Source organism: Ruegeria sp. CDSB113 (genome assembly GCF_059611045.1).
In genome coordinates this window covers 80,532-92,185 of the sequence record NZ_JBXWOU010000013.1, presented here as the reverse complement: position 1 = coordinate 92,185, position 11,654 = coordinate 80,532, and the positions used below count along the sequence as shown (strand labels likewise).

The following is an 11,654-nucleotide window of genomic DNA, read 5'->3' as shown; positions in this document are numbered from 1 at the left end:
AACGCGTGGTTAGGCGCGTTCGGAATAATCCATGGTTTCGGTGTTCACCACGATCATCTCATCCTGACCGACAAATGGCGGCACCATGACTTTGACACCGTTGTCCAGAATGGCCGGCTTGAACGAATTCGCGGCGGTCTGACCTTTGACCACAGGCTCGGTCTCAACGATCTTGCAGGTCACTTTCTGAGGCACCGTGGCGTTCAGAGCCTCGCTCTCATAAAATTCGACGACAATTGTCATGCCGTCCTGCAGAAACGGGCGGCGTTCGCCCAGCAGTTCCGCAGGCAATTCGATCTGCTCATATGTCTCGGAATCCATGAAAACCAGCATGCCGTCAGATTCGTACAGAAACTGCTGATCTTTCTGCTCAAGACGCACGCGTTCCACTTTGTCAGCCGAGCGGAAACGCTCGTTCAACTTCGAGCCATTACGCAGATTGCGCAGTTCGACCTGTGCAAAAGCACCGCCTTTACCGGGCTTTACGTGGTCAACTTTGACTGCGGCCCACAGCCCGCCGTTATGCTCAAGCACATTTCCGGGGCGAATTTCGTTCCCATTTATCTTGGGCATGACTTAAATCCTTCACAAACGGTTGATGCGTCAGTTCCCGCTCCTATATCTGGCGGGAACACACCTGACAAGATGACGAGACTTAGTGCTGCACCTGCAGCAAGCTATGCAAATGACGCAACGCAACTATGCATTTTAAGTGTATCCGAATCGCACTTAATCGGTCATAAGAACCGTCACGCCGAAAATGCAAGAGCAAGAACAACAAGGAAGACGAGATGAGAGATTTCGTTGACGGCACTGCCTTTAACAACGAGCAAGGCAATCGTGCACGCAAACTTTTCGCGGCTGTCGTACTGGCTGCGCTGGATGACGCTATTGCCGATGACAAAAAATATGGCAATGGTCCGGAACAAATTGCCCGGTGGGCGCGCTCTCGTGATGGTCGCGAGGTCCTGTCCTGCGCGGGTATCGACCCGAATGAGCGCGTTGTTGGCGGACTGATGGAGTTCGTTGGACGTGGTGTGCGCACCTCGGTTGCGCTGTCGCGTGAAGAAAGCGAACGTCGCAACGCGGCCCAACAAGCAGAAGCCGCCTGATCCAAGGTGACTTTCGCATGAAAAAGCGCGCTCCCTAGCTGGGAGCGCGCTTTTCTTATGCCATCATTCAAAAGAACAACAGCCACTGCCGCGCGACCCACAGTTCGGCCATCAGCAGCACGGCAAAGAACGCTTTCGCCCAGATGGGCATGCCGCGACGCCACAAAACGGCGTAACACGCGACACAAAGCACGGCCGAAATTGGTGCCACCCACAAAGCGTGATGCGTGCTGTCCCAATAGCTGATGGGGCTGTGAAACACCCAATTGCTGAATGGCCAGAACTGCGGCCGCCCATCCCCGGCATGCAGCAGAAAATCCATCGAAAGATGCAGCAACCCGGCGGACGCCCCAACGGTCCAGACCTTCCAGCGCATCCATACCCCGACAAGCAAGGCCCCCCCCCAAAGGACAAAGGAATTGTCGATAGCAAACACGGTCTGCCAACCGTCGGAAAAATAAAGTTGGTTGAAGACCACGCTTGGGGGAATCCCAAGCGCGTAAAGGGATGTGCCCGCCATCACGTAAAGCGACAGATCCGGCAATAGCGAACCCAACAGAGCGGCCCACAAGATACGTCCGTGGGCTGGGCGGGCAAAGGCGGCAACTCCGATCAAAAGATGCGCTGGCGTGTTCAACTTTGGCTTTTCCTTTGCCCGCAAATCAGGTCATCTGCGCGTCAACATAGGAGACAGGCCATGGTTCGGTCCATCATGATTCAGGGCACCGGCAGCAATGTCGGGAAATCGGTTCTAGTGGCCGGTCTGGCGCGGGCTTTCACCCGGCGCGGGCTGCGCGTTGCACCGTTCAAACCGCAGAACATGTCGAACAATGCCGCCGTCACCGAAAATGGCGGAGAGATCGGGCGCGCGCAGGCCCTGCAAGCGCTGGCGGCGCGGCGTGCGACGCATACGGACATGAACCCGATTCTGCTGAAACCGGAAACCGACACTGGCGCTCAGATCATCGTGCAGGGCCAACGTGCCGGCACGATGAAAGCAGGCGATTACCGCAAGGATAAATCCAAACTGCTGGGCGCAGCGCTTGAAAGCTTTGACCGCTTGTGCAGCGACGCGGATCTTGTCCTGATCGAAGGCGCGGGCAGCCCAGCCGAAACCAACCTGCGCAAGGGTGACATCGCCAATATGGGATTTGCGCGCGCTGCAGGCGTACCCGTTATTCTGGTGGGTGACATTCACCGCGGGGGTGTCATTGCCCAGATCGTAGGCACCCAGGCGGTATTGGATGCAGGTGATCTTGATATGATCCGGGGTTTTGCTGTCAATCGGTTCAAGGGCGACGTATCCCTTTTCGATGAAGGTCGCGATGAAATCGCTGCACGTACCGGATGGCCCTGTCTGGGCGTCGTTCCCTGGTTCCATGATGCGTGGAAACTGCCAGCCGAGGATATGATGGATATCCGGTCCCACTCTGGCGGGGCCTGCAAGGTGGTTGTTCCGCAGTTAGAACGCATGGCAAATTTTGACGACCTCGACCCTTTGTCTGCCGAACCCGGTGTCTCGGTCGAGATCGTGCCAGCAGGACGCCCCCTGCCCGGTGATGCCGATTTGGTACTGCTGCCCGGCAGCAAATCCACCATTGGCGATCTGGCTTATTTCCGGGCTCAGGGCTGGGATATCGACCTATATGCCCATGTCCGCCGGGGCGGCCATGTTCTGGGCCTGTGCGGCGGCTATCAAATGCTGGGCAAGACAATCGCTGATCCGGATGGCGTCGACGGACAACCGGGGACTGTTGAAGCATTGGGCCTGCTGGATGTTGAGACCGTGATGGCAGGGAAGAAACAGGTAACGCTCACATCGGCCCGCGCCCTTGGCGGAGGAGAACCGGTGTCGGGCTACGAAATCCACATGGGCCGTACCGAAGGCCCTGATTGCGCCCGCGCTTGGCTAGAGGTCGAGGGGCGGCCAGAAGGTGCTGCAAACGCCTCTGGTCGTATCCGCGGCAGTTACCTGCACGGTATCTTCAGCTCGGACGCATTCCGCGCGACTTACCTGTCGCGATTGGGCGTGACCTCGGACCTGGCCTATGAAGACGGGGTCGATGATACGTTGAACGCGCTGGCCGACCACCTTGAACAGAATATGGATCTCGACCGCCTGCTGGCGCTTGCAGAAACGCCCAAAAGCGTCTGAGTGTTACTCGAGGTCCTGCTCGGCCAGGGCCTTGTAGATTTCGCGCCGGACCATCTTACGGACGTTGCGGGTGATACGTTCGCCCAAAACACCCTGCAATTCTTCACGGACAACCTCAGCGATCATTTTGCGCAATGCGTCTTCGCTAATACCAGCTATCGCTGAATCTTCCGCTGCTGCTTCGACTGGGTGAACAGGTGGTGCGGTGATCACCTCGGGGTCGCGAACGAAAGTTGCCTTGGTCGTCGCGACAGCTTCTTTGGCCTTTACCTGAGTGGGTTCGGCTTTCTTTCCCTCGGTATCCGTAAATTCTTTGCGCGCGCTGAATTCAAGGGCCTTCGCCGGAGTACCGGAGTACTCGTCTTCGCTGTCGCCATCCGGCTCCCACTGGTCCTCAGTGCGTGCAATCGCCGCTTCTAGGGCTTCGATCTTTGCGCTCAGACTGTTGGTCGGGTTTTTGGGCGGCTCTGGCGCGGCCTGTTCTTTGTTGGCGGGGTCTTCACGATTAACGATGTCGCACGCGCGCAGAAGCATCGGCTTGACCGACTCGTCGGCCGTGTAGCCTGCTTTGACCTCTGCTTCATTCTCCGGGCCGTCCTGAATGCTGGACGTTCCGCCGACTCGCAATGCATCGGTAAGTACCAATCGCCCGGGCTTGCGGGCGATTGAAGGCGCCGACTCCGAGGTTTGCTCACCTCTTTCACCGACTAGCCGTTTGATCGAGGACAGCACGTCCTCTACTCTGCCGTTCACGACTTTTTCCGTCATTGTTCTCTACCGCTCTATCCTCAGGATTGAGTGTAGCCAAACAAACCGGTCGTCACAACAGATAGTATTGGCCCTTAGTCGCGACGCAACGCTTTGAGAACGCGATCCAGGTCCTTGCTTTGTCTGCTGACCTGAGCCGGCGCTTTCTTGACCAGGTTATAGTACAGCGTCGGATCATAGATCTGCACGGCCAGTCCCAAACGTTCGGCGGTCAACAGGCCCTGTGCCTGCACTAACTGGTATGCGGCCCGCGATCGCTCGATCCGCGATGCAACCTCGGCCAGTTGCGCGTCCAGCAAATCCTGCTGTGCGTTCAGAACATCCAGCGTGGTCCGGGCACCCAAAGTAGCTTCTTCGCGGATACCATCAAATGCCACCTGCGATGCGCGCACCCGTTCGGTCGACGCCCGCAAACTTGCTGACGCGGCTTGGAAACGGGCGTAGGCATCTGTCACACCCTGAGTGATATCTTTCTGCACATTCAACAGGTTGGCGCGCGATGCATCCCGTGTAGCCATGGCGCGGCGCACGCTTGCGGCCAAACGGCCACCAGCGTAAATCGGCTGACTGAAGTTCAGCGAAACACTGCCGTCTTCGATATTGTCATCGTTGTCATAGGTCTCAGTGATACCGGCGTCGGCGTTCAGGCTGACATTCGGACCCAGGTTGGCGCGCTGTTGCGCAACGATCAGGTCGAAGGCACGCACCTGATGCTGTGCCGAAAGAATGGCGGGGTGGTTTCGCTGCGCCAGGCTGACGGCCTGCGGTTCCGAGCTTGGCAGATTTGGCAGGCTCGGTTGACCAGCTGTGCGCCCGGGCGATTTGCCAACGGCATTCACGTATTCCGCCCGCGCCGTGTCGAGGTTACCGCGTGCAACGGCCAGATCAGCTTGCGAGCTTGCAAGCTGGGCTTGTGACAGCGCAACGTCCGTACGCGTGACTTCGCCAACATCAAACCGGTCCTGCGATGCGCGCAGTTCCTCGGCCGATACATCAACGTTGTTCAGGCGAATCTGTACGGTTTCTTCCTGCAGCAGCACTTCGAGATACGCATTGGCACCACGGAACAAAACCTGCTGTTCGATATCAACAAGGGTCTGCCTGGTCGACAGCACCGTTTCTTGCGCCGATTGCTTGCCCAGAACAGCGGCCCCACCATCGTAGAGCAGTTGGCTGAGGGTCAGCCCCGTAAAGAAGTTGTTCGGGTCGGTTCTTGTCACCACATCGCTGATATTGCGACGGTTATAGTTGCTGCTAATCGCGACCGTCCAGTTGATGATCGGTCGAAGCGCTGACAATGCAATTGCCACGTCTTCGTCCGCCGCACGCAACAATGCGCGGTTCTGTTCCAGCAACCCGCTGGTATTGTACGCGCCAATGAATGCGTCAGTAATATTGTCGGCCCAAACGGCCCGTCCCGGTACAAAGCTAAGTGCGACCCCCGCAGTCAGCGCCAGCGCCTTGACCAGCTTTCCTCCCGCCATAGAACTCATAACGAAATCCTCTCAAATCAAAATTACGCTGCTCTGCCGACAGTTTGCGCGTTTGTGTTCAACTAATCAAGGCGGCAGAACAATCCGCCATAAAACTATAGCGAAAATACACGGTCCGTGGAAAATGCCTGCAAAATCGGTGCATTGGCATTAAACGCGTCCCGCCAAGTCACCCGACCCCCAGATTTATGGCCGATACGGACGATCCCCAGTGCACCTTGGACAAAAAGGCACGCAATTCGCCCATGGTCCTTAAGTTGCGCGATCAACGCATCCGGAACCTGTTCCACACCACCCTGGACCATAATCACGTCATAGGGCCCATGTTCGGGGGCACCTTGTTCAAGAGGGCCGACATGGACAATCGCATTGTCTGCCTCCGCCTCCATCAGGATAGACTGAGATTCGGCCGCCAGATTTTCATCTTCCTCTACGGCAACAACCAGCTGTGCCATGCGCGCGGCAACAGCGGTCGAATACCCCAAGGCCGGAGCAATATCCAAAACCGACTCGTCGTTGGAGATGTTCAATATGTCCAGCATCTTAGCCAGGGTCCGCGGCTCCAACATGCAGCGCCCGTCACCCAGTTCGATCAATCCCTCGACATAAGCCGCCTCGCGCTGTGCATCCGGCACGAAATTCTCGCGCTTGACGGTCAGCATCGCGTCTATGATGGGAAACTTCGTGACATCAGAAGGACGTATCTGCGTATCGACCATCGTCCGGCGGCGGGCTGCGAAATCTGTCATTGGATCGCTCATCTTGCTCCCTTGGGTGATTGAGTTCTGCCACATCCTTGAAAAACCAGCAACGGCCCAGACACGGAAACTTTCCAATATTCACAAGATACAACGTCGCAACCAAAGACTAAGTTGGCACCCGGCCCTGAAATTTGCGCTCCCCCCTCTGGACGCTCCTGTAGAAAGCTGCTAAAACGCCGGTCACACCACGGCAAGTATTTGATTTTACTTGAAAAGGCGAGTTGGCGGAGTGGTGACGCAGCGGATTGCAAATCCGTGTACACCGGTTCGATTCCGGTACTCGCCTCCAAAAAAATTTTCCAACTTATTGTTTTTATTATTTATTTTACAAAAAATTCTACGTGCGCATCCACCTATCCACCCAAAATGAAAGAGAAGTAGTCAAATAGTATTCTCTTTTTGAACAATGGCTTAACCGACAACCTGGTCGCGTGTTAGATCAATTTATTCTAATTAGGTTGGGTAAGTGAGTTTGGAGTACACACCTGCTAGTGCGCAACTGAAACGCAAATCAAGTAGGGATCTGTAGAGTTACTAGATCCGCAGTACATTTCATGGAAACCATTCCTCTGCCTCAACTGGCTCTCTTCCGCTAAAGCCAGCTGCAACGATCATTCAGAATTCGATCGGTTTTTACACTTAGCTACCGTCGATTGACGGTTCTAAGTGTTGCATCTCGTGCTTGAAAACGGTCATTATTTGTCAATCCAGTGCGCGGCTTCTTCGCGCGAGATCTAATGCGGACTAGCGTTCTTTCAGAACCCGGACGTTTATCCTAAAACATCAATTTCCTTAAACTTCGCGCGCACTAGGTCACCCGAATAGAATTCCAGCAAGTCTTCTTTGCTCAACGTTCCATCTGACAAAAACTTCGTCAGATACTCTTGAGTAAACTCCATCGCAAGCATGCTTTTCTCTAGTTGCTCCAGAATTTTTTTATTGTTCTGGATGTTGCTCCGTACGAGTTTCTCAATTTGTCTGACTTCGCCGATATCCCTAATCATTCGATTGACGAACAAAGACAAGAAGTCCTTGTCCAGTGCGACACTGGTAGCGTTTTTGACTAGGTCTCGAGCAAGCATGTAAGCGATAATCAAGTTGGTGTAATCCCCTTTCCCGCTATCAACAATCACACAGAAACCAATTTGGGGAACATACCGGACGTTCTGTACGGCCTTAGATACCGAGTTGCTCACTGAGGCAACGTCGAAAACGATAATCGCGGTCTTTCCGTCGCGGTTGGCTTGAGCTTCGATCAACTGACTCCAAGCTGTATCAGCACCACTTGCAAATACATCTTTTGAGCTGATGTCGCCGAGCGAGAGGCTCTTGTCGAACTTTGACTCAATAACGATCCTTTTGTCGTCGTTGCCATCAACCTCACAAACTATGTCGCCTGTCTTGTTTTTACCCAACTTTCCAGATGAAGCCCCAGTAAGCGAGACCGTATCTGCAAGTCTCTGTTCCTTAAAAAAGCCTGTTAGAAACTCAGCAATCTCTTCCTCAGCTATGAGGCCTTTAGCTGCAGAACGAAGAAAAACCTCCTGTTTCATGTCGAAAATCATCTTGAGGCTTTCCAACTCAGTCCCAAGGTGATTAGACGTTTTTGCCAGAAACGACGACAGCCGGTCTTCCATAAGTGCAAGTACGCCAATATTTAATGCCTTAAACAGCGCTTCGTCTCTCTCGGAGGATGGTAGTTTGTCGAAAAACCCAAAAACAACTTGGTTCTCAATTTCGAAGCTCCCGAACTCCAGCCTCTTAGATTGTTGATTTAGCTTAACAATAGACATATTCACACCTTCGAGTAACGATAGTGTCCTTTGATTTCAGCATTTAAGAAAACACCTTGTGATTCAGCGTTTTTGATCCCGTCCCAGATATGTTCTGGGACATCAAAATAATGGTACGTGCTGCCTCCGTGAAAGGTCACTTCAAGCGTCCAAGTATCGGCATCGTACTTTAGCAAAGCAACATTCGAAGACTGAAAGTTGTCAAAAGTTTCCCAAGCCATTCTATTCTTCCTTCTTCGTTGGTGCCGGCTTCTTCGTTGGTGCCGGTAGAACTGGGTTTTGCCTACGCCAAACTTGGCTTACATCCTCAAAAGCTTTTTTTAGGTCGGTCTTGTCCTGTATTCCCCACCCGCCAGGGTTTATGGATGCATCAGGTGGCAACACGTCACAGACCAATGGGTCTTGGCTGTCCGGCCTAGATCCATCAGGCGGAGCCTCGATCATAGTTCTCATGGGAAGGCTAACTGATTCACCGAGCACGATAGCCTCACCGGTTCGCAGGACCGGTAACATATTGGTCAAGCCTTCTAAATTATCTGAAAGCGCGCCAGTTATGTGGGAGCGATCGGTTGAGTTGCTGAGCCTTAGAGCAAAAAAGGTTCCACACTGTGACAGGATTGTTGAGTTAATCTCAGACGGTCGCTGACTGACAATCATTGCTCCGATCCCGTATTTTCGCCCCTCTTTAACGATACGCTTTACGATTGAAGAAGCTAATCCTTGAATATCGTCATTCAGATAGAGGTGAGCCTCTTCCATTACGACAAGCAAAGGGCGTTCCCTCGCTCCTTGGGAGAGGTTTCGAGCCCAAAACATCGCATCGTAGAGCACTCGAAGAAAAATACCAACGACATCATTTAGTATGGAAGTTGGAACTCCCGAAAGATCAAGCACTGAGATCGGTTTACCGCTGCCAATCCAACTCTGCAGTAGAGCCGGAAGATCGGCTTCTACTTTACCATCATTGTCTGGCTTCCATTTGCCCGGGTTAAGGAGGAAATCAAACCTAGATATCCTTAGTCGAGCTCCAAGGTTCTCTAATGGCCCGTGTATATTCAGTTGGTTAGGTAACTTGGTGATTTTCTCAGCGTCATCTTTTACGTTCTTGTGTTTCTTGAATTTCGGCGGAATGCCTTTCGCAGGGATACCGCGTTCTTCGGATCCGTCAGCTTTTAGCTCAAATGCCCAGTTCGCCGCTTCCGGAAGTTTGCCATTATCCGAGTAGTAGGTGCCAAATTCACGGCAATAAAGGTCGTACCACAGCTGATGTAGGCTAAAGGGGACGGGAGAGTCGGCTCCGACGGTCTCTTTTGTGACGCCGGGCACAGGGTTTTTTTCTAGAGTTGCTGCTTTATATTCAATTACTTTCTCCAAGACTACATTTCTAGCATTGGTGGGCAGATTGCCAAAAGTCACAGCCAGAAACTCGTCAAAACTCATGGCCCAATAAGGCAAGAACAGGCCTTCTTCCCAGGAGTAACGCTCGTCAGGATTTATCTTAAAAACGTTTGCTTTTTTTTGAAGCGCCCTGCCGTACTCGCCGTGGATATCAACAACCACGATGCGCGAAGACGGATAGTTACCTTGGTCGGACAACGCGCCCAGAATTCCGGCCACTGTGGTAGATTTTCCTGATCCAGTAGTCCCGACAATGGCAGAGTGTCTCGTCACAAGTTTGTTTATGTCAACTAAAGCTTCTATCGACTCCGAGCCGGCTATGTGACCGATTTTGACTAGATGATTTTGCGCACCTTTGTTTCCGTAGATTTTGGCCAAGTCGGCCTCTGTAACCAGATGAACTTCGTCATCAATAGTTGGGTATTGCGATATTCCTCGCTGGAATTTTCCCTTCCTCGAGCCTTCACCGATGAGCTGGACAGTTAGCCATCGATGTGAAGTTTCATTTTCGTCTTTTAAGGCATCCGGAATAGCGCTAGCTCCAACTTGCGATACGATGCCAAACAAATCTACGTAACCTATTGGTATTTTTACAAAACTACCCAACTGCCCTATTCGATGAGCATGCCCATGAACAAATGTCAGTCCAGAGAGCCTCTTCGAGTTCATCGTGACGCTGACCGAAACGCCGCTTACGTCCTGAACTGTGCCGAGTGAAGTTTCCGCGTTATTCAACATCACTATCTCTCGGTCCAGAAATGTTTTTAAGCATATCAGAAAACACTAAAAAATCGCCGATCTTACATTCACAGAATTGAGCTTCTTCTTCGGTGTCGGGGATCAGAACCATCCCGACTGGAAGGCTACCCCTATTGTCTTCGTAAGCGATCCAGCGTTTCTCCCGGCGACTGATAATGCCTACGTCTGAAGAAAAGAGCGCCAAATTTGGTGTCTTCAGAGCAAGTGCTCGAGCTTTTTCGTACTTTGGGTCAGGGTTTCCGTCCTCGTCCAGCATATTGCCGTGCAGCAATCCATATACCATTGCAGTCGGGTTGCTTCGCAAACCTTCAAGGAGCAGGTTGTTGATATGCTCGTCGCCGAAAGAGTATCCGGACATAAATAGTATAGAAGAGGGCTGCAAGATGAAGTCCTTGAAGCGGTCCATCATTGCCAAGAAAGGCATCTTCCTACTCTCATCGTACTTAAGGTGTGAAGGGTAGATTAGGTAGTTTTTGTTCGATTCAGCCTGTAGGCCCCGAGTAACTGTTCCGTGGTCACCTAACCTCCAATTGATCGACCCATGCATCTTCCATAGTCGTGTCCACCTAGGTGGGATCAATTTTTCGTCTTCTACTGCGGCTAAATCAAAGAACGCCTTTCTGGATCCGATGAAGCCGTCGAAGTAAGGAGCTCCCTCTTCCTCCAGTGCTTGCTCCGACAAGAGATCATAGTTTGTGGTAAAAAGATGAACAGGGGATTCTCGATTGATTGACCTCACCCAAATGGCCAAGTTGTGGTAAGGTGTGTCCGAGTGTGGGAGTTCGTGGTCAACCTCCTTTGAAATTATTTCGCAAATGTTTAGCTCGAGTTCTTCGAGCTCTGATTTGGAAAGACCTCTCACTTTACCCTTTCCAGCTACATTTCTAAGGCCGCGGACTGTCGACAAAATGACCTCGATATTCGGATTTGGGATGTCATCTTCCACGAACGTGGAAACAACTCTGTCCCAAACGGATGGCTCTTCCGCTTTATTTGAGCGTAGCTCATCGCCAATCCTCCGAGTCAAACCAGCAATATCCTGAATCAATGGATCGCTAGCCGTATACTTTTCTCCTTTGTCACCAGTCTCCTCTCTAAAGTTCACTCTAATAGACAAAGGGCATCCAGCACTTATCATAAAACCAAGAGGCTTCCCGCTTTGCGATAGTGCTTGTTCTAGATAACCGATCTCGCGAAAAACGTCGTGACCTTCAGCCATTGTAGTTTCCAATTTTTTTTAGAGACAAAAGTGTTAAGTAGACTGGCGACCAATCGTCAAATCTAGGTGTAGTCCGACATGTATTCGCGGTCTTTCCTGATCTAGCGACCTACCCGTAGCCCACATGATACGCCCAAGGGCATATTGTTGTTGACGAGAGTTTTCTGCAAACTCACCGGAATTTTCATAGCCTTCA

At 52.3% G+C, this 11,654-nt stretch carries 11 protein-coding genes and 1 tRNA gene; 3 read left to right on the top strand and 9 right to left on the bottom strand.

Annotated features, from left to right (window positions below; genetic code table 11):
• Window positions 1-9 precede the first annotated feature (9 nt).
• Window positions 10-573 (bottom strand): elongation factor P, encoded by a 564-nt coding sequence (gene efp / locus AC2FIS_RS19030; RefSeq protein ID WP_058274164.1) that lies wholly within the window; start codon window positions 571-573, stop codon window positions 10-12.
• Window positions 574-791: 218 nt separating this feature from the next.
• Here efp and AC2FIS_RS19025 point away from each other — a divergent pair, with 218 nt between their 5' ends.
• Window positions 792-1,112, top strand: a complete 321-nt coding sequence (locus tag AC2FIS_RS19025) for a DUF6280 family protein (RefSeq protein WP_008757056.1) — start codon at window positions 792-794, stop codon at window positions 1,110-1,112.
• A 67-nt stretch (window positions 1,113-1,179) separates the two neighbouring features.
• Here AC2FIS_RS19025 and AC2FIS_RS19020 read toward each other — a convergent pair whose 3' ends face one another.
• A complete protein-coding gene (locus AC2FIS_RS19020; RefSeq protein WP_496774934.1) occupies window positions 1,180-1,749 on the bottom strand; it encodes a cobalamin biosynthesis protein CobQ in 570 nt (189 codons plus the stop codon).
• A 60-nt stretch (window positions 1,750-1,809) separates the two neighbouring features.
• On the opposite strand from AC2FIS_RS19020, the gene AC2FIS_RS19015 reads away from it, so the two are divergent.
• Window positions 1,810-3,267, top strand: coding sequence for a cobyric acid synthase (locus AC2FIS_RS19015; RefSeq protein WP_496774933.1), 1,458 nt, complete (start codon window positions 1,810-1,812; stop codon window positions 3,265-3,267).
• A 3-nt stretch (window positions 3,268-3,270) separates the two neighbouring features.
• Here the strand turns inward: AC2FIS_RS19015 and AC2FIS_RS19010 are convergent, their stop codons facing one another.
• From AC2FIS_RS19010 to AC2FIS_RS19000, 3 genes are all read right to left on the bottom strand, one after another.
• Complete coding sequence (locus AC2FIS_RS19010; protein ID WP_496774932.1) at window positions 3,271-4,020, bottom strand: hypothetical protein; 750 nt, start codon at window positions 4,018-4,020, stop codon at window positions 3,271-3,273.
• An 89-nt stretch (window positions 4,021-4,109) separates the two neighbouring features.
• A complete protein-coding gene (locus tag AC2FIS_RS19005; RefSeq protein ID WP_496774931.1) occupies window positions 4,110-5,528 on the bottom strand; it encodes a TolC family outer membrane protein in 1,419 nt (472 codons plus the stop codon).
• Window positions 5,529-5,623: 95 nt separating this feature from the next.
• Window positions 5,624-6,277 carry a protein-L-isoaspartate O-methyltransferase family protein gene (locus AC2FIS_RS19000; RefSeq protein ID WP_496774930.1) on the bottom strand — a complete coding sequence of 218 codons (654 nt, stop codon included), beginning with the start codon at window positions 6,275-6,277 and terminating at the stop codon, window positions 5,624-5,626.
• 227 nt (window positions 6,278-6,504) lie between these two features.
• On the opposite strand from AC2FIS_RS19000, the gene AC2FIS_RS18995 reads away from it, so the two are divergent.
• Window positions 6,505-6,578: transfer RNA gene (locus tag AC2FIS_RS18995), tRNA-Cys, on the top strand.
• 481 nt (window positions 6,579-7,059) lie between these two features.
• Here AC2FIS_RS18995 and AC2FIS_RS18990 read toward each other — a convergent pair.
• From AC2FIS_RS18990 to AC2FIS_RS18975, 4 genes are read right to left on the bottom strand one after another with little or no spacing between them, the layout of a single operon-like run.
• Window positions 7,060-8,082 (bottom strand): hypothetical protein, encoded by a 1,023-nt coding sequence (locus tag AC2FIS_RS18990; RefSeq protein WP_496774929.1) that lies wholly within the window; start codon window positions 8,080-8,082, stop codon window positions 7,060-7,062.
• A gap of 2 nt (window positions 8,083-8,084) precedes the next feature.
• Window positions 8,085-8,303: a KTSC domain-containing protein gene (locus AC2FIS_RS18985; protein WP_496774928.1), complete on the bottom strand. Its 219-nt coding sequence runs from the start codon at window positions 8,301-8,303 to the stop codon at window positions 8,085-8,087.
• A gap of 1 nt (window position 8,304) precedes the next feature.
• Window positions 8,305-10,218 (bottom strand): ATP-binding protein, encoded by a 1,914-nt coding sequence (locus AC2FIS_RS18980; RefSeq protein WP_496774927.1) that lies wholly within the window; start codon window positions 10,216-10,218, stop codon window positions 8,305-8,307.
• A complete protein-coding gene (locus AC2FIS_RS18975) occupies window positions 10,208-11,458 on the bottom strand; it encodes an SIR2 family NAD-dependent protein deacylase (protein WP_496774926.1) in 1,251 nt (416 codons plus the stop codon). Before AC2FIS_RS18975 ends, AC2FIS_RS18980 begins: the two co-directional genes overlap by 11 nt.
• Window positions 11,459-11,654 lie beyond the last annotated feature (196 nt).

What these genes read in the sequence shown, in the direction of transcription:
- AC2FIS_RS19000 (WP_496774930.1), bottom strand. Translation starts at nt 6,277, where the DNA reads ATGACAGATTTCGCAGCCCGCCGCCGGACGATGGTCGATACGCAGATA.
- AC2FIS_RS19015 (WP_496774933.1), top strand. Translation starts at nt 1,810, where the DNA reads ATGGTTCGGTCCATCATGATTCAGGGCACCGGCAGCAATGTCGGGAAA.
- AC2FIS_RS19025 (WP_008757056.1), top strand. Translation starts at nt 792, where the DNA reads ATGAGAGATTTCGTTGACGGCACTGCCTTTAACAACGAGCAAGGCAAT.
- AC2FIS_RS18990 (WP_496774929.1), bottom strand. Translation starts at nt 8,082, where the DNA reads ATGTCTATTGTTAAGCTAAATCAACAATCTAAGAGGCTGGAGTTCGGG.
- AC2FIS_RS18975 (WP_496774926.1), bottom strand. Translation starts at nt 11,458, where the DNA reads ATGGCTGAAGGTCACGACGTTTTTCGCGAGATCGGTTATCTAGAACAA.
- AC2FIS_RS19005 (WP_496774931.1), bottom strand. Translation starts at nt 5,528, where the DNA reads ATGAGTTCTATGGCGGGAGGAAAGCTGGTCAAGGCGCTGGCGCTGACT.
- AC2FIS_RS18980 (WP_496774927.1), bottom strand. Translation starts at nt 10,218, where the DNA reads ATGTTGAATAACGCGGAAACTTCACTCGGCACAGTTCAGGACGTAAGC.
- efp (WP_058274164.1), bottom strand. Translation starts at nt 573, where the DNA reads ATGCCCAAGATAAATGGGAACGAAATTCGCCCCGGAAATGTGCTTGAG.
- AC2FIS_RS18985 (WP_496774928.1), bottom strand. Translation starts at nt 8,303, where the DNA reads ATGGCTTGGGAAACTTTTGACAACTTTCAGTCTTCGAATGTTGCTTTG.